Genomic DNA, 19,200 nt, shown 5'->3' with positions numbered 1-19,200 from the left:
GTGCGGGGGGCCGCGTCGGGGGATGACGAGGTTCTGTGGTTCGACGAGGTCATCCTGGCGACCGGGCTGGAGCTGCGGGAGCCGGCCTTCGCCGCCGGCGTGCTCGGCCACGCGTCCTTCGTACGCGATCCGTACTCCGCGGCCGGTATCCGCACGCTCGCGGGCCTCCCGCCGGAGGCGACGGTGGCGATCGTCGGGTCCGTGCTGAGCGCGTATGACTCGGCCGCTCTGCTGCTGCGTCAGGGTCACACCGGAGCCATCCATCTGATCTCCGGGAGCGGGACCATCTTCCGGACCTACCCCGAAGACCACGAGCACGACGTCGTCCGGCTGCCCTGCCCGCGCGAGCTGCTGAAGCCGTACCGCGACCGGGAGGAGTTCCTGGCCCGCCTGCGGACGGAGTGGGACGCGGCGTGTGCGGCGGTCGCCCGGGATCATCCGCACATCGACCCGGCGGTGGTCACGGAGCGGGTGGCCAAGGCGTGGGAACCGTACTGCCCCGAGGTGATCGAGCAGATTCCCTCTGTCGAACTGCGCAGCCTGCTCGACGAGTTCGGCACGGCGATCTCCGCGCTGCGCGTGTGTGCCGTGGAGTACACGATGTCAGTCATCGAACATGCGCTGCTGCCGTCGGACGGACGGTTGCGGCTGGTCGTCGGCAGGGTCGAGACGATCGCGCCGGGGGAGTCCGGGCGGTTGGCTGTCAGCATCGCGCCGCGGCAGGAATCTCAGGACCCTCAAGTGATCGAAGCCGACCTGGTCGTCTCCAACTTCGCCCGGGAACCGGACTACGGTCGCGTGGCCCAGCCGCTGTGGCGCAATCTGCAGGCGAAGGGACTCGCGGTACCGCATCAGCGCACGGGCCGCGGCGTTGAAGTCGACGCTACCGGCAGGCTCCTCGGACGCGACAACCAGCCGATCGGCCCCGTCTTCGCCGCCGGCGTGCCGCGCGAGGGCGACGAGATCGTGCGCAACGGCCGGACCGGCGCGTTCGCCTTCAACCTCGCCACCATCAAGAACCAGTCGATCACCGTTGCCGCGCACGCGCTGGAGCTGCTGGAGCTCGGCGAACTCGCCGACGGCCAGCCCGCGGCGACGGACGAATCGGTGGACGAATCAGTGCACGAGGAGGAATTCGGCAATATCGGACAAGCAACCCGGACCGGATTCGACGAGGCTGTAGTACTGGAGGTGAGGAGATTGGCGACACGAGCGCGCGCCGAGCGGGAACTGCTCGCCGCACGCCTGGACGCCCGCATCCGCGCCCTAGGCGGCCCACACGCCGCCGCGGCGGACGCCTCCCGCCGGGAGCGCATGGTCCGCGCGGCCGTGAACCGCGCCGCCGTCGAACGCCTCACCGACATCTCCGTGACGCCCCGGCAGCTGCGCCGGCGCCTCGGTCTGGCAGGCATCGAACATCCGGAGGGCTGATTTGAGCGGGCGACGCATCAAGGGATCGCTTCTGTCCGGCGGCAAGCAGAGCGTCGTGCAAGGCTTCTGCAATCGCACCGGCAGACCGATCGAGGGATCCATCCTCGTCGCCCCGAGGCTGGAGGCAGACCTCTACGACGCCATCGTCTCCGCCCGCGCGGTGGTGTGCAGCTCGGGCGGCCGCACCGGCCACATGCAGTCCATCTGCCGCGGCCGGGGCATCCCCGTGCTCAGGATCGACCACGCGGATCTGTCCCGGCTCGACGGCGAGGTCACGCTGCACCTGGAGAGCGAGTCGATCCTGCTCGGAAACCGGCCGGGCGCCGAGCTGCCCCCGGCGCGCGGCGAGGGCGCGGTGCTGGACGAGCTCGGCTCGCTGTGCGCCGTCATCGCGGACCTGCAGGACATTGAGGCAGTCAACGCCTGCGGCCCGGACGCCAAGCGTGTGGAGTCTTTCTTCATCCGCGAGGAGTTCCTGTGCCTGGCCGCCGGCCTGCGTCCGCTCGACGCGCTGCAGGGCGGACCGGCGCAGGCCGAGGCCTACGGACACGCCCTGGCCGACCGGCTGTGCGCCTTCGCCGACGCGCTGCTGCCCGACCAGCGGATCGTGCTGCGCCTGCTCGACCTCCGCTCCGACCACGCCGCGCACGTGACCACCGCCCCGGTGGCGACCGAGCCCAACCCGGAGATGGGCCTGCACGGCGCGCGCTGGCTCCTCGGCTCCAGCGCCTACCGGGACGCCCTGCACGCCGCGCTCGGCTCGCTAAGGGAACGCCTCGGTGCCGCAGCGGACCGGGTGCACCTGTCCGTCCCGTTCCTCACCGACGAACACGAATACACCCAGCTCCGCGACCACCTCCAGCTCCCGGCCGGAGTGCCGGTGGCCGCGTTCATCGAGACCCCGGCGGCAGTGCACGCGACACCGGCGATCTGCGCGGCGGGCGCCAGCGAACTGTTCGTCGGCACGAAGGACCTGGTGCAGTTCTACCTGGCCGCCGACCGCAACAACCACCTCGTCGCAGAGTCCTACCAAACCCGGCACCCGGCGGTCCTCGCCGGAGTGCGCGGCGTCGTGGACGCGGCCCGCGCGGCAGGCACGCCGGTGCGGGTGTTCGCGCTGCGCGCGGACCTGGCGCACTACCTGCGGCAGCTGCCGACCCCGGACGGCTACATGATGTGCACGGCCGAGCTGCAACAGCTGTTCGCAGTGGTCTGATGCCAGTAAGGCCGCCGGCTGACAGCGCCGTTCAGCAAGGCAGGATCTGGAACTTCACGTACCCGGACTGAGTGCCGGTCGTGAACCACGTGCCGCTGCAGTCGTAGCCGCGCTCGCCGACGAGAACCGTGTGCGCGGCGTCCTGGTAGACGGACCACAGGCACCACGACACCCCGGCACTGCACGCCGGGCGGGCCTGCGCGGTGGTGGCGGGGATCACGGAGACGGCGGCGACGGTGAGGGCGACGGCGGCGACCGCGGTCAGGGTGCGACGGAACATGGGACCTCCCGGGTGGTGGCGACACGGCGGATGGTGCGGCATGAGTCCCAGGGCTCTGACTGATCGCCGATCGCCGACGGGTGGTCAGTGATCGCTGATCATCAGAGTTCTGATTTGTCAGGTCGGTTATACCGCACGGCCCGCCGTCCCCGGTAGCGCTTCAGACGTTGACGTCGTCCTCATCGACTTCGTCCACTTCCTCCATCGCCAGCGTCAGGTGCGACATGTCGGCCGGCGGCGGCGTGGTGAAGGACCAGATGGGCCCGGCGAACCCGTCCGCCACGGCCGCCGGTGCGTCGGTGAGGTTCATGCGCTCCCGCAGTCGGCCGTAGAAGTTCGTCGGTCCCAGGCGCACGGCCCGGAGCCGGCGCTGTGCCGCGTACACCCCGATCCAGTCGTCCGGCTCCAGCAGCCCGCGCAGCTGGCCGTCGATGGTCACCGCGGCGTTGCCGGACCGCTCCAGCAGCCGCAGCCCGACCGGCTCGTCGGGGCCGACGACCACGGACCGGTCGAACGCCATGTGCGGCGCTACAGGCGTGAAGACGATCGCCTCGGCCCGCGGGGAGACGATCGGGCCGCCGGCGGCGAAGCTGTACGCGGTCGAGCCGGTGGGCGTGGCCACCACCAGCGCGTCGGCGGAGTAGGCGGCGAGCAGGTTGCCGCCGATGTACACGCCGACCGAGATCTGGTGGTCCCGGGACAGCTTCTCCAGCACGATGTCGTTGACGCCGGAGACGTTCAGCGGGATGCCCCACTCGTCGCAGGCCTCTCCGTCGTCGCGGACCGGCGGCGCGGGCAGCAGTGAGCCGCGGCCGTAGACGGACGCCCAGCGCTCCATGTCCTCCGGCAGCTCCAGGCGTCGCGAGACGCGCAGCGTCAGCAGCATGCGGCTGTCGATCGTGATCTGGTGCTCCCACACGGCGTCGAGCGCCGTGGTGATCTCCGAGATCGGCACCTCCGTCAGGAAGCCCACGCGCCCCAGATCGATTCCCAGCAGCATCGCGTCGTTCGCGGCGGCCAGACGTGCGCCGCGCAGGAACGTGCCGTCCCCGCCGAGCGTGACGATCAGGTCCGGGTTGCCGGCGGCCTCGACCTCGTCCAGCGCGTTGCGCCGCCGGTTGTGCCACACATCGATGTCGGTACAGGTGACGCCGCGCTCGGCGCACCATGTGCGCACCAGTTCGCACGCAGCCGGAGCCTCGGCCCGCCCGCCGTGCACGACCAGGCCGACTCGCTTCACGGTCACCTCAGACTCCCAGCTTCTCGTCGCCCCCGCTGATCGGCTTCCGAGCGAGCACGCCGAGGCTCGGCGGCACCGGATTGCCGCCCTCCCTCAAGCTTGGCAACCAGACGTCGACGTTGGCCAATCCCGGCGGCTGGATCTCCAGGCCCTTGAGCCACGGCGCGATCTGGTCGGCGGTCCGCGCCGTGAACGGCACACCGGTGCGCTGGACGTAGTTCTGGGCCGCCTGCTGCTGCGCCTCCAACGCGTTGTGGTCGTAGCCGCCGTGCGAGAGGGCAAGGTAGCTGCCCGGCGCGCACGGCTCCGTGAACGCGCGCACGATCTGTGCGGCCTGCTCGTCATCGGGGATGAAGTGCAGCACCGCGAACATCAGAACCGCGACCGGCTTGTTCCAGTCGATGTTCTCGCGCACCACCGGGTGGTCCAGCACGACCTGCGGTTCGCGCAGGTCCGCCAGCGCCGCGTGCGCGGTGGCGTTGCCGGCGAGCAGGGTCCGCGCGTGGGCGATGGCGACCGGGTCCATGTCGATGTAGACGACCGTCGCCTCGGGGTCGACGGCCTGCGCGATCTCGTGGACGTTGCCGACCGTGGGGACGCCGGAGCCGAGGTCGAGGAACTGGCGGACGCCGTGGGCGGTGACCAGCTCGCCGACGACGTGCCGGAGGAACACGCGGTTCGCCTTCGCCCACGCCGGCAGCGACGGCAAAGCCTCGGCGGCGCGGCGGCCGGCCTCGCGGTCGGCTTCGAAGTTCTGGGAACCGCCCAGCCAGAAGTCGTAGATCCGCGCGATGCTCGGCCGGCTGGGGTCGACTTCGGGAAGGCTCAAGGCCAACTCGGCCGCGTCGATGGAGTCCATGCTCCGATTGTGGCGTCTCATCCGGAATGCCGCCCTGCTGATGCGCGGATCAGTCCTTGAGACGCAGAGCCAATGTGGGGCATTCGGAGACGGCTTTCCGAGCGCGCCGCTGGGCGTCCGCAGGTATCGGGCCGCCCCGGATGAGCGGGTATCCCCATTCGTCCAGGGTGATGAGCTCCGGCAGGAGGTCGGCGCAGCCGCCGTGTCCTTGGCAGGCGGTCCAGTCGACGCTCGGGTGCCGGGGCCGGGCCGTGGCCGTGCCGGTGGCTTCGGACATGGGGTCACACTCCTTGTTCGATCGGGGCGGCAGGGGCGGCAGGGCCGGTGGGGAGCATCGGCGGACGGCCGGGTGCCCGGCATCGGCCCCGGGCGTGGTCGTCGATCTCCGCGGCGAAGGCGATCAGCGCGCTGCGCGCCAGGCGGGCTGAGCCGTCCGGGTGACGGCACGCGCCGCGGCCGGTGACGAGTCCGGCCCAGCGGGACAGGTCGTCGCAGAGCCGCCGGAGGTCGCTGCGCGGTGTGGGGTGTGCGAGTTCGTTGAACGCGGCCGCCATGCGGGGCAGGCCGTTCAGGCAGGGCCCGCACTGCCCGGCCGATTCCAGCGCCAGGTAGCGCAGGACGGACGCGGTCTCGATCAGGCCGCAGCGGTCGTGCGGCAGGACGGCCAGCAGGCCGGCTCCCAGCGGGACGCCGAGGGTGGCGGCGCTGATGCCGGTGTCGGGGGTGATGGCGTTGGCGGAGGTGACGCTGTGCTCGACGCCTGACAACGTCGCTGTGGCCCCGGTCGTCAGCGGCAGCCAGGTCCCGTGGTACCCACCGACCAGCAACGCCTGCCCGGTCGCGGCCCCGGCCCCGGCCAGGACGCCCAGCGACGTGCCCGGCATGGCCTCCACCACGGTCGGCGCACTGTCCGCCTGCCGTACCGTGAACAGCGACGTGGCCGCACCAGACCGGTACCACCCGGGACCGTGCCGGGCGATCAGCGCCAGATGCGCCAGCGTCTCAACGTTCTGCACCAGCGTCGGACCGCCGCCGACGCCCCGCTCGAACACCGGCCGGGCCTGGTACCGGGGCAGCGCCGGACCGCCGTCGAGGAACGACACCAGCGCCGACTCCTGCCCGGACAGAAAACGCTGCGGCACCTCGACGATCGTGACCGGCACCGCCGAGGCCGGCCGCTGTCGGCTCATCCCGGTCAGATACCGGCCCAGGCCGTGACCGGACTCGACGGCCAGGAACGCCCGGTCGGCACCGACAGCGGCCGCCGCCAGCGCCACGCCCTCCAGTACCAGGTGCGGCGCGTGCCACAGCAGAGCCTTGTCCTTCGCGCTGGCCGGCTCGCCTTCCGAACCGTTGGCGACCACAACCGCCCGACGTCCGGCCCGCCGAGCCGCCTCGCGGACCGCCGTCATCTTGCGGTGCGCCGGGAACGCCGCACCGCCTTGCCCACTCAGACCGGACAGTTCGACGGCCACGATGATCTGCTGGCCGTCGAGGTACGACAGGTCGCCGTAGATCGCGCGGTGCGCCTCGTAACCCAACGGCTCCAAGGGAAGCAGCCGCCTCGCCGTGGTCGTGGCGAGCGAGCGGACGCGCACCGGCGCCATGACCGTGTTCATCGGCGGACCCCCGCGAGGATGTCGGCCGGGATCGGGGCACGTCGTCCCGTAGTCACCCTCGGCACGAGCGCGATCAGCACCGCGGCGATGCCGGCGATCGTCAGCCACAACGGCCAGCCGCTCATCGGATGCCCGGTCCCGCTGCCCATCGTCACGCCGTGCACCACCGCCACCGGCCAGCAGGCGTAAGCCAGCCAGTGCACCGCACGCCACGTCCGCCGCCCCAGCCGCGCCCGCAGCAGGCTGGTGACCGTCACCGCCAGGATCAGATCCAGCGCCACCGCGCCCAACCCCACCCACAGCGGATCGTACGCGGAGGTGAACGGCACCACCGCTGCCAGAGGGCTGATATTGACGTAGGAATCGACGACGGCCGTGAGAATGTGCACGGCCAGGAACACCACCGCCAGCAACGAGATGCTGCGGTGCAGCGCGACCGCGGCCAGCCGCGGCATCCCGGGGATCCGCACCTGCCGCCGCACGCTGATCCCCAGCACCATCACCGCGCTGAACAGCGCCAGCGACACGATCCCGGTCGCCTGTCCGGCGTACCAGATCACCGCAGAGTCCACGACGACACCCCCTTCGGGTCCAGGGCGTAGGAGAAGCCCGTGCTCCGGGGCGCGGCGGGCCACCGGCCGACCGTGCAGACCGTCCCGTCCTCGGCGAGCAGCCGCGCGTCCAGGCCGCACTCCGCGAGCCAGGCCGGGGCCCGGGTGCCGCGGATCACGGCGGCCGTGGCGGCGATGTTGGCGTCCAGGCAGCCGGCGGCGGCCACGCTCACCGTGCGCCACGGCGTGCGCGCCGACAGGCCGGTGTGCGGGTTGACGATGTGATGCAGGGTCCTGCCACCGCGGGTCCAGCGGCGCGCGGCGGTGCCGGAGGTGGCCAGGCCGCCGTCGCGGATCAGGACGCTGGTGTGCGCGGCGTCCGGATCCGGGTCGTCGGTCCGGTCCTGGACGCGGATCGTCCAGCCCTCTCCCGGCGCCGGTCCCGCGACGGCGATGTCGCCGCCGAGGCCGACCAGCACGCCGCAGCCGAACCTCGCGGCCAGCTCGGCGGCGGCGCGATCGGCGGCCCAGGCCTTCGCCGTGGCGCCCAGGTCCAGCCGGATGCCCGTGGGGACGGCGAGCGTCCGGCGCTGCGCGTCGAACGCGATCCGCCGCCAGCCAGGCACCGGCCGGACCACCAGCCGCACCGGGCTGCCGTCGTGCTCGACGAGGTCGAAGTCACGGTCGTAGCCGAGCCCGGCCAGCGCGGAACCGACCGTCGGATCGACGTCCCCGCCGGTGAGTTCCGCGCCGCGCAGGGCGGCGGCGACGGCGTCCGCGAGCACGTCGCTGACCGGCGTCTCGCGTCCGTCCGAGCGGTCCAGCGCCACGAGCTCGGAGCCGTCGCGGAACCGGCTGCAGGCCGAGTCCACCTGGGCCAGCCACTCGGCCAGCGCTTGGCGCGCGTCGGTCAGGGCCGCCGGTTCGGTGACCGCCAGCCGGACCGCACAGCCCAGGGCGCGCCAGTCTGCCGCCGCGTTCATGATGCACCGGACGTCGCGGTGTGACCGGACGAGGTCGTAGTGGTGGTGGTCGTGGTCGGGGTAGTCGACGACGAGGATGATGAAGATGAAGATGAAGATGATGTAGTCGGTGCAGACGAGGTGGTCGGGGCCGACGTCGCCGGCTGTAGCCCCGAGCTCGACGACGTACTTGTGCTCGGTGTGCTCGACCCCGAGTGTGCCCGGGGCACGGTCGCGGCGATCGCGACTCCGCCGGCCACGCTGGCAGCGGTCACGCCCCAGGTCACGGCGGATATTCGGACGAGCCTGCGACGGGCTTCACGTTCCATGTCGATACCTCCACAGCGGCTGGATGGATCAGCACCTACCGTGACCCGGCATGGTGAGAGAGTGATGAGCCGGGCATCAATATCGACTTTGAGAAGCAACTCACAGGAAAGTGCCCGGCCGGTCAGGAGTCCGTGACTCCTGACCGGCCGGGCGGATACAGCTCGTGGTGGTCAGCTGTTGTGGACGATGCTGTAGACACCCCATCCCATGGCGGCCAGTACCGCGAGGAAGCAGATCCCGGCGGCCACCTTTCCGAGCAGGTCCGGTTGTGCCTCAGCTGTGCCGGCCGTGCCAGCCGTGCCAGCAGAACCCGCCGCCCCGCCGCGCGGCGCCAGCGCCCGCAGCCCGACCGCGAACAGCGCGGGCAGTCCGGCACCGGCCAGCAGGCCGATCACGACGATCTTCCACAGCGCGTTCAGATTGATCCAGGAGTTCACGTTCGCCGCTTCCCTTCAGCCGATCACGCGGCCGCGCCGGCCGGGACGGCGGCCGGTGCCACCGAGCCGGACCACTGGCTGTTGACGTTCGACGCCGTCACCGCGGTGCGGCGCGAGGCGAGGTAGAACCCGGTCGCGCAGGCGGCCAGCACCACGAAGATCGTGGAGGTGCCGGCGGTCCCGCCGATGCCGTGCGCCGTGGCGTAGGCCAGTGCGCCGACCAGGCCCGCGGCCGGCAGCGTCAGCACCCAGGCGAACGCCATCCGGCCGGCGACCGACCAGCGGACCTCGGCGCCCTTCTTGCCGACGCCGGAGCCCAGGATCGAGCCGGTCGCGACGTGCGTCGTGGACAGCGAGTAGCCGAAGCTGCTGGAGAGCAGGATCACCGCGGCGGAGGACGACTCGGCCGCCATCCCCTGCGGCGACTCGATCTCCACCAGCCCCTTGCCCAGCGTCCGGATCACGCGCCAGCCGCCGACGTAGGTGCCCAGGCTGATCGCCAGCGCGCAGGAGACGATGACCCAGGTCGGGGCCTTGGCGTGCGCGCCGATGGAGCCGTTGGCGATGAGCGCCAGGGTGATGACGCCCATCGTCTTCTGCGCGTCGTTGGTGCCGTGCGCCAGCGAGACCATGGACGCCGAGCCGATCTGCCCGATCCGGAAGCCCCGGCCGCGCAGCCCGTCCGGCACCCCGCGGGTGATCCGGTAGACCAGGAAGGTGCCGACGGCGGCGATCATCCCGGCGATCACCGGCGAGAGGATGGCGGGCAGGATCACCTTCGAGGTGATGCCGTGCCACTGCACCGCGTGCCCGCCGGCCGAGGCGATGGCCGCCCCGACGACCCCGCCGATCAGGGCGTGCGAGGAACTGGACGGCAGCCCCAGGTACCAGGTGGTGAGGTTCCACAGGATGCCGCCGGTCAACCCGGCGAACACCATGGTGAGCGTTACCAGGTGGGTCTGGACCAGCCCGCTGGCGATGGTCGCCGCGACGCTGAAGGACAAGAACGCCCCGACCAGGTTCAGGACGCTGGACACCGCCACCGCGACCCGGGGCGGCAGCGCCCCGGTGGCGATGGAGGTGGCCATCGCGTTGCCGGTGTCATGGAAGCCGTTGGTGAAGTCGAAGCCCAGCGCTGTAGCCACCACGAGCGCGAGCAGGACGCTGTTGCCAGTCACAGTCGGTTGGGTAACCGCATATGGCCTGCGGAAACGTTCCCGGAGGGCATAGATGCGGGAGGCGGGATCTATTCACCTGATTTCACTCGGACCACACCTTCCGTTGGGGAGGCGTCCAAGCCCGGCGATCGCGACGCGCCACGTTTGACCGGCCGTGACCAGCCCTGAAGATGGTCACACCCTTAGCGAAGCGATGATCGCCTCCGCGAACTCATCGGGGTACTCCAGCGGCGCGAAATGGCCGACCGCGACCACGTCGGTCCCGATGACGCCGTCGGCGAAGGAGAAGTTCTCCGGCGGCGTGAGCGTCATCATCACGAAGACGTCCGCCGGGCTGATGCCCGGGTCGGCGCCCAGCAGGCGCACGAGCGTCGCGTGGAAGCGCACCATCGCGTCCGGGGCGAGTTCGTGGACGAGCGGGAAGTCGTCGTCCGGCTTCATGGCGAGTTCGGCGACCAGCGCTTCGTATACGGCCCGGGAAACCGCGCGGCGGTACTCGGGGGACTTGCCCTGGACCAGTGAGATGTCGACGAAGGGCATGATCTGTCCTCTCCGGAGAGTGCTATGTAGGCCATCATACATAGCTTCCATTCAGCACGTTGGAAGAACCATCGGCGGGTCGGCGGCCCTACGTTCCCCACAGACGCCACGCCAGACGCCAGCCAGGTGGGCACCTTTGCCGTCACCCTTCGGAGGTCCGAACGCCATGCCGCACATCGAGCTGGGCAACGACCAGCCCGGGATCCGCTCCCTGTTCTTCTTCTGCCCCGAGACCGCCGCGCCGCTGAGCGAGCTGGCCGAGGTGCTGTTGCGCGGTCCGAGCACGCTGGAGCGGTGGGAGCGGGAGCTGATCGCCACTCACGTCTCCACGCTCAACGAGTGCCGGTTCTGCTCCTCCAGCCACGCCGCCTTCACTGCGGCCCAGCTGCCCGACGGGCTTGATCTGGACGTCATCCGCGCCGATCCGGGGGCCTCGGCGATCAGCGACAAGCTGAAGGCGCTGCTGGACATCGCGGCCGCGGTTCAGCGCGGTGGGCGGCAGGTCACGTCCGAGCTGGTCGAGCGGTCGCGTGCGGCTGGGGCGTCCGATCGGGAGATCCACGACACGGTGCTCATCGCGGCGGCGTTCTGCATGTACAACCGGTACGTCGATGGTCTGGCGACCGTCGCTCCCGAGGATCCGGCGGGTTATGCCGCCGGCGCCGAGGTCTTGGTGGTTCAGGGGTATCTGCCGCTGGTCGAGGCGGCGCGGGCGTATTCGCGTTAGGCGATGCGCAGGCGTGGCTTTTCGCTGCCCGGCGGCTGTTCTTGCTCTTGTTCCCGTGCCTGCACTTCTTCTCGCGCCTGCCCTTGCGCTTGCTCTCGCTCTCGCTCTTCTCTGAGCTCGCCGATGGTGCCGTCCGCACTCGGCAGCCACAGGTCCACGTCGCGCTGATATCCGCGAGTGGCGCGTCCGGTGGCGCTGATCGTGACGCGGCGTCGGGTGAGGTTGCCTGTGCCGTCGCCGAGTCCTTCCCAGCGTGGGTTGTGGGTGGTCAGCGTGAGGTGCGCCGTCTCCCACGGGCCGGTGACGACCAGGACGCAGCCGCGCTGCCTGTCGTCGGGCCGGACGCGGTGGCTCATGCGCCGCAGCTGAGCGGCGTTCGGCCGCCGCGGCGTGTGCAGCAGCACCAGGTCCACGGCCCCGGCGAGGACCGCGGCCGCGTCGAGCCACCGCTCGCCGGGATCGTCGAGCAGCAGCATCTTCGACAGGTCGGCGCCGAGCCCGGACGCGGCGGCGATGCCGAAGTTCGGGAACCCGACCACCCCGGCCCACGCGCCACCCGCCGTGGCCCCGGCGACCAGCGCGAGCGTGACGTAGCTGACGGCACCGTCGCCAGCCGCCGTGCCCTCGTCAGCCGCCACCGCTGCCGCCGCGCCACCGACGCGCGCCGGCGCGGTGACGATGGTGCCGCGCGCAAGAAGCCCGCCAGGCACGAGCGGTCGCAGCAACGGATGCAGCGGGATGTCGCCGCCGCCGGCCGCCCCCCGCCCGCGTGCCTCGGGCGCGGTGCCGTTGTCGACCAGCTGCCGCCGCAGCCGGGCAATGACATCGTCGCGATCCTCCTCCGGCAGCGGTGCGCCCATGACCCGGTGGTCAGCCGGCCGACGACGCGAGGGCGTCGTGGTGGCGTAAGTCGTTGCACGCGAGCGTGGCCTCGTGGGCGACGTAGTCAGCGATCGGTCGAGGGGGTTCGGAGGTCACCGAGGGAGGCTATTCGAACAAATATGCGAGCGCAACGATGCGGCGGCGGGTTCACCGGATCGGGTGACGGCGTGACGTGACCCGATGGTCGGCCCTTGGAGTAATCCGTTCGCCGTCTCCGTCGGTGCCGTGCGCAAGACTGTCGTCATGGCCACCGCGCACCGTATCGCGCCGATTTTCTCCGTCCGTGACCTCGGCGTCGCGCTGGGGCACTACCAGCGACTCGGCTTCGCCGTCCGCGCGTACACAGCCGGCTACGGCTACGGCTTTGCCAGCCGCGACGGCGTGGAGATTCACCTGCATGTCATGCCCGACCACGACCGTCGGCCCAGTTCGGCGTACCTGTTCGTCGACGACGCGGACGCGTTGGCGGCAGCGTGGCACTCGACGGGCGTAGAGGTCCTGCACACACCACAGGACACCGACTGGGGCCAACGCGAGGGTGCCGTCGTCGATCCAGACGGCAACATCATCCGCTTCGGCTCGCCGATGAAGGCGGCGTCCAGCGGCGTGGCGTAAACCGTCGGTCACAAGCCGCCGTGACGTGACCCCATGGCTGGCACTTCGCCTCGACAGGCCCGGAAACCCAGGTGAACAAGCAAGTCCACCCACGTTAGGGTGCGCGCATGCTCCAGTCCGAATGGTTCCAGCCCGGAGGCGGGCGCGAGACCTGGGGCGCGATCCTGGACGTCAGCACTCAGGTCGGCAAAATGACCCTGATCACCGTCGGAGTGTTCTTCGACGACACGAGTATCCGCGCCAGCGAGGTCCACAACCAGTCCTTCGTGCTCTTCTCCGACGACCGGTCACGCCGAGATCCTTGAAGCCACAGGCGACCCGCAGCAACTGGCGCAAGCCGCAGCAGACTGGTTTGAAAAGCTCCTGGCGCGCGCGGTCGAACGGCGAGAGTGGCGCCCGACCGCGTCATCCAACTGCGCTGAATCTGAGATACCTAGACCCAGCGCTTGGCACACTTTCGCAAGCCACCTGTCGGGGTGCACGTCAGACTGGTTCGAAACCCCTGGCAAGCCACGATGCCAGGGGCCTCGTTCGACATCGAAACCGCCTCAACGCCCCACCGGAGCGGCCGCGCGAAGCCTCACCACTGGCCCTCGTGGGTGAGGTAGTACTCCATCGCCGCCAGGAACGAGTTCAGGTACGCGGTGATGGCCTTGGGTACCACGTCTTCGGCGTTGATCGGCTCGGTGTCGCCGTCCTCGGGGGTGAGCTGCGCGCCGATGAAGCAGCCGCCGAGCGCAGGCGGGCCTGTCCGTCATGGCCGCCACTCGGGCTCCAACGATCACAACCAAGACCGGCAACGGGACCGCGACAGGACCGAGCGGGTGATCACCCAGTCGGCCCAACGGTGTCGTAATGACCCGATACCTGTGTCGCAGTCCGCACAAGGTCGGCGACGGCTCTGGACCGGCTGTGCGGTGGCCAGGCGATCACAGTGGTGACCTTCGGCGCGTCCACCACGGGCACCGCCGCCAGGTCACCGTGCAGCTGGCTTCGGCACGACTCCGGCGAGACCGCGCAAGCCCGGCCGAGCGCGACGAGCTGCAACAACTGCGCGTGGTCGCGGACCTGCGGGCCGGGGCCGGGCGGGTAGCTGCCGTCGGGGTTGGGCCAGCGGGGCAGCGGCAGGCCCGGCAGGTCGGTGATGTCGGCCATCCGCACCTGGGCCCGAGCGGTGAGCGGATGTCCGGCCGGCAGCACCACCACCTGGCCCTCCGTGCTGAGCACTTCGGTGTGGAGCCTGGCCGTCGAGTCGAACGGCCGGTGCAACAGCGCGACGTCGGCCCGGCCCTCGTGCAGGAGCCGTGCCTGTTCGGCCGGACCACACAGGATGACGTCGACGGAGACCGCGCCGGGCTCGGCGGCGTACGCGTCGAGCAGCTTCGCCAGCAGGGCACTGGACGCGCTGGCTTTGGTGACCAGGACCAGGCCGTGACGGTCGGTCGTGGACAGCGCGGCGCGGCGGGTCCGTCGCTCGGCGGCGTCGACCGCGTCGAGCGCCGCCCGGCCCTCGGCCAACAGGACCGAGCCGGCCTCGGTCAGCGCGACCGAGCGGCTGGTCCGGTCCAGCAGCGCCGCCCCGAGCCGCCGTTCGAGTTGCTGGATCGCCCGCGACAGAGGCGGCTGCGCGATCCCGAGCCGCTGCGCGGCGCGCCCGAAGTGCAGCTCTTCAGCGACAGCGACGAAGTAGCGCAGTTCCCGGGTCTCCATCCGGCTACGGTACTCCGAATCCATACCCTGACGGTATCGTTGCCACCCGATCGGTCTTGGACCCGCCCCGGCGCCCGAGGGCAGCATGGTCCCCATGAGCGAACGAACGATCGCGCTGGTCACCGGCGCGAACAAGGGGATCGGCTACGAGATCGCCGCGGGCCTGGGCGCCCTCGGCTGGAGCGTCGGCGTCGGTGCCCGCGACGATCAGCGCCGCAAGACTGCGGTGGAGCGACTGTGCGCGGCCGGCGTCGACGCCTTCGGCGTACCGCTGGACGTGACCGACGACGCGAGCGCGACCGCCGCCGCACGGCTGATCGAGGACCAGGCCGGGCACCTCGACGTGCTCGTCAACAACGCCGCCATCACCGGCGGCACGCCGCAGGAGCCCACCCGCGTCGACCCCGCCACCATCCGGACGGTCATGGAGACCAACGTCATCGGCGTCATCCGCGTCACCAACGCGATGATGCCGCTGCTGCGCCGCTCCGCCTCGCCGCGGATCGTGAACATGTCCAGCAGCGTCGGCTCCCTCGCCCGGCAGTCAGGACCAGCCCGAGAGCAGACGGCAGGTCCGGTGGCCGTGGCGTACGCGCCGTCGAAGACGTTCCTGAACGCCGTCACCCTCCAATACGCCCGCGAACTGACCGGCACCAACATCCTGATCAACGTCGGCTGCCCCGGCTACGTCGCAACCGACCTCAACGGCTTCCGCGGCGTCCGCACCCCCGAACAAGGCGCAGCGATCGCCATCAAACTCGCGACCCTGCCCGACGACGGCCCGACCGGCCAGTTCTTCGACGACGCCGGCGTCGTGCCCTGGTAAGGCACGGCGGGCCCGAGGGACTGCCTCACAGGCCGATGTCACGCAAGAAGGCATCCATCGACGGCGCGCGGCCGAGGAAGTCACGGACCATCGTTTCCCCATCGACAGTGCCGCCGGGTTCCAGGACGGGGCGGTAGTGTGCGCCGGTCGTCGGGTCGAGGGGACCGGCCTGCTGGAAGCGGGTGTACATGTCGTCCCCGAGGACCTTCGACCAGCATCGAGCCCGATGCCCACCGCGTGCTTGTCGAGCCGCTCACCCCACTCCTGAGCCGCCTCCCGCAGCCCCTTGTCCGGCGAGACCTCCGCGAGCAACCCCCAGGCGGCGCGCGCCTCCCTGCGCCCGGACCTCAAGAGACGAGCTGTTGCCCACCGTCGATGTCGTACGTGACCCCCGTCAGCGCGGTGTTGGCCATGAGATGGACCGCAAGCGCCGCGACATCGCCAGGCGTCACGACGCGCCCGATCGGAAGCTGCGCGCTGAGTTCCGCGCGGCGCGCGTCGAGGCGGTCTGCGAGGACTGACGCCGACAGCGGGGTGTCGACGAAGCCCGGGGCGATGGCGTTCACGCGGGCCGGGGCGATCTCCAGCGCCAGTGCCGCGACGAAGGGCGGCATCACGGCGCTCACCGCGGAGGCGATGCCGATGCCCGGCGCCACGCGGCGGGACCCGGCGTCGCCCATGAAGATCAGCGTGCCGGTGGGCCGCATCTTGCCGAGCGCGTTGCGCGCGACCTCGAGTCCCAGCTCCACGTGGCCGCTGAGGGAGTCGCGCAGCTGCGCCGAGTCCATCGTGAGCAGCGGTCCGTAGTGCGGACCGCCGGCCGTCACCATCACGTGGTCGATCGGCCCCGGCAGGTCCCCGAAGAACTGCTTCAGCGCCGCGGCGTCGGTGGCGTCGAAGGCCGCGGTCTGCCGCGCGCCGACCGCATCGGCGGCCCGCTTGAGCCGGTCGGGATTGCGGCCGGTGAGCACGACCTCCGCGCCCTCGCCCCGAGCCCGGTGCGCAGTCTCCAGGCCGATTCCCGAGCTGCCGCCGATCAGGACGACGACCTGGCCGCGCAGTGCCGGTTCGGGCCGCGCCGGCGCGGGTGCTGGCGCGGGCCCGGTGTCAGTGGTGTCAGTGGTGCCGGTCATGCCAACTCCTCGCGAATCGGCGTTCGCCCTGCCTCCCACGCTAGGCCCAGGCGCCACAAGTTGCCCGCGCTGAGGCCCGGCATATCCTGATTCCGGACCGCGCCGACGAGCAGGGCGGGAGACACATCGTGCCGGACGCCGCACACGTCGACCTGCTGTGCCTCACCGAGAGCCTGGACAAGGACCGCGCATGGCCACACTGATCTCGGTGAACGTCGGCATGCCCAAGGACGTCGCCTGGCACGGCACGACCGTCCACACCGGCGTCTGGAAGCAGTCCGTCGCCGGGCCGGTCACCGCGCGGCGCCTCAACCTGGACGGCGACGGACAGGGTGACCTCGCCGGACACGGCGGCGAGCAGCGCGCCGTCCTGGTCTACCAACTGGACTCCTACCGGCACTGGCAGCGGCACCTCAGGCGCGACGACTTCGTCCACGGGCAGTTCGGCGAGAACCTCACCGTGGAGGGGCTGCCCGACGACGAGGTCTGCGTCGGGGACCGCTACCGGATCGGCGAGGCGGTGTTCGAGGTCACCCAGCCGCGCGTGACGTGCTACCGCGTCGGTCTGCGGCTCGGGGAACCGCAAATGGCGGCTCTGCTCGTGTCCCATCACCGGCCCGGCTTCTATATGCGGGTGCTGACAGAGGGCCGGGTGCAGGCCGGGGACGAGATCGTGAAGCTCGCCTCGGGGCCGGAGGCGATGACCGTCGCGGAGATCGACGCGTTGCTCTACCTGCCCGGCCACGCCAAGGACAGTCTGGAACGTGCGCTACGTATCCCCGCGCTGAGCCCAGGATGGCAGGGCTCTTTCCAGGCCATGCTCGACGATGCTGACGGTGACTCAGGCGACGGTTCGGGCGGCGGCTCCGCAGCCCCGAGCGGTAACAGTGGTCTGACAGCGACCGCCCCACCACCAGCCTGGCGAGGGTTCGCTCCCCAACAGATCGTCGACATCGAACCGGAAAGCGTGGGCATCTTTTCGCTCACCCTGGCCTCGGTCGACCGCAAGCCCTTGCCGGCCGCGCTGCCGGGCCAGTACATAGCGATCCGCCTGCAACCGGACCAGCACGATTCGCCGGTCATCCGCAACTACTCGCTGTCCGGGCAGCCGGGCGCCGAAACGTACCGCATCAGCGTCAAGCAGGAACCGCACGGCGCCGCCAGCACATACCTGCGCCAGCGGGTGAAGGTCGGCGACGTCCTCGACGTCGCGGCCCCTCGCGGCACGTTCCTGTTGAAGGACACTGACACGCCGGTTCTGCTGCTGTCCGCGGGCGTCGGAGCCACCCCGGTCCTGGCGATGCTCAAGGCCTTGGCCGCACGGCGCTCGCCGCGTACCGTCTGGTGGCTGCACGCGGCCCGTGACGGCGAGCACCACCCGTTCGCCGACGAGGTCCACACTCTGCTCGGCCAGCTGCCCGCCGGCCGTTCGTTCGTCGCCTACAGCGCTCCACTCGCCACCGATCGCCTTGGCGTCGATTACGCCTTCGCCGGCCGATTCGGTCCGGAGCGGATCCGCGACCTGAAGCCGCCTCAGGATGCTGATGCCTACCTCTGCGGCCCGGACGCCTTCATGAAGGACATGACCGCGGCCCTGCAAGCCTGTGGCCTGTCATCCGCACGGATCCACACCGAGATCTTCGGCGCCACCTCCGCCATCACCCCCGGCGTGGCGACCGGACCGACGCGGGCGCCGCACCAGCCGGCCCGGGTCCCCGACGCAGGGCCGGCACCGGGGCCGACCGTGTCCTTCGCACGCAGCGGCCTGACAGTCCCCTGGCACCCCGCCTACGGCACCCTCCTCGACCTCGCAGAAGCCTGCGACGTCCCGGTCCGCTGGTCCTGCCGCACCGGCGTCTGCCACACCTGCGAGACCGCGCTCGTCACCGGCCGCGTCGCCTACGCGCCCGAACCGCTGGAACCGCCCGCCGAGGGGAGCGCGCTCATCTGCTGCTCGACGCCCCCCGACGACATCGTCCTGGACATGTGAGCCGGTGTCGAAGCCGGTGCCGAAACCGCCGCGGCGGCCGCACCGAAAACGAAACGCCCCGGCCCCGGGGCGGGAACCCGAGCCGGGGCCGGCGTGCCGCGCGTGCGGCGCCTGCTCAGAGCCCTGCTTCGAGGAGCGCCTGGATCGCCTTCGTCCGCTCCTCGACGTGGTGGGTGTTGACGTCCGCCTGGTGGTCGAGGGTCAGCACGCCGCCGGCGAAGGTGAACCCGGACGGGCTGAAGTACTCGTTGGTGTTCCGCAGGACGACCTTCGACACGCCCCCGCGCAGCGCGTCCTTGCCCATCTCGTCCGCGCCGATCGCGCCGAACGCGTCCAGCAGCGGCTGGAAGAACACCGCGGGGAAGTCCTCGGCGTAGCGGTCGGAGCGCTCCGGGACGGCCAGCTCGTCCCAGGAGACCTCGAACGTCACGTCGAAGCCGGCCGCCTCGTCGATGCGCGCCTTCCAGCCCGGGTAGTCCTCGTTCTTGAAGCGCTCGACGCTGCGGCGTTCTGCCAGACCCATGGGGACCTCCGAAATGTGGTGTGGTGCTGTGGTTTGAGAGATTTGAGAGAAACGTGCGGTGATCCGGAACGTCCCCGAGTTTCGCGGTGTCCCCGGACGCCCCGCATCGGCGAAACCACGTAGCCGGCCACGTAACCGCGGCCTCAGTGCG

General features: G+C 70.9%; 21 protein-coding genes and 1 pseudogene. 7 read left to right on the top strand and 15 right to left on the bottom strand.

The window, feature by feature from the left end:
* Positions 1–1,431 (top strand): FAD/NAD(P)-binding protein (locus GWK61_RS24870; protein ID WP_194911797.1); only part of this gene is annotated, 1,431 nt, incomplete at its 5' end.
* A 1-nt stretch (position 1,432) separates the two neighbouring features.
* A complete protein-coding gene (locus GWK61_RS24865) occupies positions 1,433–2,647 on the top strand; it encodes a putative PEP-binding protein (RefSeq protein WP_194911796.1) in 1,215 nt (404 codons plus the stop codon).
* Between the two features lie 31 nt (positions 2,648–2,678).
* Here the strand turns inward: GWK61_RS24865 and GWK61_RS24860 are convergent, their stop codons facing one another.
* The 10 genes from GWK61_RS24860 to GWK61_RS24815 form a co-directional block, all read right to left on the bottom strand.
* Positions 2,679–2,927 carry a DUF6289 family protein gene (locus GWK61_RS24860; protein WP_194911793.1) on the bottom strand — a complete coding sequence of 83 codons (249 nt, stop codon included), beginning with the start codon at positions 2,925–2,927 and terminating at the stop codon, positions 2,679–2,681.
* Positions 2,928–3,087: 160 nt separating this feature from the next.
* A complete protein-coding gene (locus GWK61_RS24855) occupies positions 3,088–4,173 on the bottom strand; it encodes an NAD(+)/NADH kinase (RefSeq protein ID WP_194911792.1) in 1,086 nt (361 codons plus the stop codon).
* A 1-nt stretch (position 4,174) separates the two neighbouring features.
* Positions 4,175–5,026: an SAM-dependent methyltransferase gene (locus tag GWK61_RS24850; protein ID WP_194911790.1), complete on the bottom strand. Its 852-nt coding sequence runs from the start codon at positions 5,024–5,026 to the stop codon at positions 4,175–4,177.
* 49 nt (positions 5,027–5,075) lie between these two features.
* Positions 5,076–5,303, bottom strand: a complete 228-nt coding sequence (locus GWK61_RS24845) for a ferredoxin (RefSeq protein WP_194911789.1) — start codon at positions 5,301–5,303, stop codon at positions 5,076–5,078.
* Positions 5,304–5,307: 4 nt separating this feature from the next.
* Positions 5,308–6,645 (bottom strand): NADH-ubiquinone oxidoreductase-F iron-sulfur binding region domain-containing protein, encoded by a 1,338-nt coding sequence (locus GWK61_RS24840; protein WP_194911787.1) that lies wholly within the window; start codon positions 6,643–6,645, stop codon positions 5,308–5,310.
* The gene (locus GWK61_RS24835) at positions 6,642–7,217 is read right to left on the bottom strand and encodes a ferric reductase-like transmembrane domain-containing protein (RefSeq protein ID WP_194911785.1); all 576 of its coding nucleotides are present in this window, start codon (positions 7,215–7,217) and stop codon (positions 6,642–6,644) included. Before GWK61_RS24835 ends, GWK61_RS24840 begins: the two co-directional genes overlap by 4 nt.
* Positions 7,202–8,179 (bottom strand): FAD:protein FMN transferase, encoded by a 978-nt coding sequence (locus GWK61_RS24830; RefSeq protein WP_194911783.1) that lies wholly within the window; start codon positions 8,177–8,179, stop codon positions 7,202–7,204. Before GWK61_RS24830 ends, GWK61_RS24835 begins: the two co-directional genes overlap by 16 nt.
* Before the next feature lie 479 nt (positions 8,180–8,658).
* Complete coding sequence (locus GWK61_RS24825; protein ID WP_194911777.1) at positions 8,659–8,925, bottom strand: hypothetical protein; 267 nt, start codon at positions 8,923–8,925, stop codon at positions 8,659–8,661.
* A gap of 23 nt (positions 8,926–8,948) precedes the next feature.
* Positions 8,949–10,103: an inorganic phosphate transporter gene (locus tag GWK61_RS24820; RefSeq protein ID WP_194911776.1), complete on the bottom strand. Its 1,155-nt coding sequence runs from the start codon at positions 10,101–10,103 to the stop codon at positions 8,949–8,951.
* Between the two features lie 174 nt (positions 10,104–10,277).
* The gene (locus GWK61_RS24815; protein ID WP_194911775.1) at positions 10,278–10,643 is read right to left on the bottom strand and encodes a tautomerase family protein; all 366 of its coding nucleotides are present in this window, start codon (positions 10,641–10,643) and stop codon (positions 10,278–10,280) included.
* Positions 10,644–10,809: 166 nt separating this feature from the next.
* On the opposite strand from GWK61_RS24815, the gene GWK61_RS24810 reads away from it, so the two are divergent.
* Positions 10,810–11,370: a carboxymuconolactone decarboxylase family protein gene (locus GWK61_RS24810; protein ID WP_194911774.1), complete on the top strand. Its 561-nt coding sequence runs from the start codon at positions 10,810–10,812 to the stop codon at positions 11,368–11,370.
* Here GWK61_RS24810 and imuA' read toward each other — a convergent pair.
* A complete protein-coding gene (imuA', locus tag GWK61_RS24805) occupies positions 11,367–12,230 on the bottom strand; it encodes a DnaE2-dependent mutagenesis accessory factor ImuA' (RefSeq protein WP_194911769.1) in 864 nt (287 codons plus the stop codon). The two genes, GWK61_RS24810 and imuA', sit on opposite strands and share 4 nt — an antisense overlap.
* Positions 12,231–12,477: 247 nt before the next feature.
* On the opposite strand from imuA', the gene GWK61_RS24800 reads away from it, so the two are divergent.
* The gene (locus tag GWK61_RS24800) at positions 12,478–12,867 is read left to right on the top strand and encodes a VOC family protein (protein WP_323747741.1); all 390 of its coding nucleotides are present in this window, start codon (positions 12,478–12,480) and stop codon (positions 12,865–12,867) included.
* Positions 12,868–12,974: 107 nt separating this feature from the next.
* Entirely contained in the window at positions 12,975–13,172 is a 198-nt protein-coding gene (locus tag GWK61_RS24795) for a hypothetical protein (RefSeq protein ID WP_194911768.1), read from the top strand.
* A 523-nt stretch (positions 13,173–13,695) separates the two neighbouring features.
* On the opposite strand, the gene GWK61_RS24790 is transcribed toward GWK61_RS24795, so the two are convergent.
* Complete coding sequence (locus GWK61_RS24790) at positions 13,696–14,577, bottom strand: LysR family transcriptional regulator (protein WP_194911766.1); 882 nt, start codon at positions 14,575–14,577, stop codon at positions 13,696–13,698.
* A gap of 94 nt (positions 14,578–14,671) precedes the next feature.
* Here GWK61_RS24790 and GWK61_RS24785 point away from each other — a divergent pair, with 94 nt between their 5' ends.
* The gene (locus GWK61_RS24785) at positions 14,672–15,403 is read left to right on the top strand and encodes an SDR family NAD(P)-dependent oxidoreductase (RefSeq protein WP_194911764.1); all 732 of its coding nucleotides are present in this window, start codon (positions 14,672–14,674) and stop codon (positions 15,401–15,403) included.
* 25 nt (positions 15,404–15,428) lie between these two features.
* Here the strand turns inward: GWK61_RS24785 and GWK61_RS24780 are convergent.
* Positions 15,429–15,605 (bottom strand): annotated as a pseudogene (locus GWK61_RS24780) (M3 family metallopeptidase); the annotation flags it as partial.
* Positions 15,606–15,750: 145 nt separating this feature from the next.
* Positions 15,751–16,536 (bottom strand): SDR family oxidoreductase, encoded by a 786-nt coding sequence (locus GWK61_RS24775; RefSeq protein WP_194911761.1) that lies wholly within the window; start codon positions 16,534–16,536, stop codon positions 15,751–15,753.
* A 190-nt stretch (positions 16,537–16,726) separates the two neighbouring features.
* On the opposite strand from GWK61_RS24775, the gene GWK61_RS24770 reads away from it, so the two are divergent.
* A complete protein-coding gene (locus GWK61_RS24770) occupies positions 16,727–18,526 on the top strand; it encodes an MOSC and FAD-binding oxidoreductase domain-containing protein (protein WP_194911759.1) in 1,800 nt (599 codons plus the stop codon).
* 115 nt (positions 18,527–18,641) lie between these two features.
* On the opposite strand, the gene GWK61_RS24765 is transcribed toward GWK61_RS24770, so the two are convergent.
* Positions 18,642–19,049, bottom strand: a complete 408-nt coding sequence (locus GWK61_RS24765; RefSeq protein ID WP_194911757.1) for a hypothetical protein — start codon at positions 19,047–19,049, stop codon at positions 18,642–18,644.
* Between the last annotated feature and the right edge of the window lie 151 nt (positions 19,050–19,200).

Origin of the sequence: Catenulispora rubra (assembly GCF_015356825.1) — a bacterium.
In the GTDB taxonomy this organism is placed as follows: Bacteria; Actinomycetota; Actinomycetes; order Streptomycetales; family Catenulisporaceae; genus Catenulispora; species Catenulispora rubra.
Note: the sequence above shows the minus strand (reverse complement) of the source record. Positions and strands in the feature narration are given on the sequence as shown.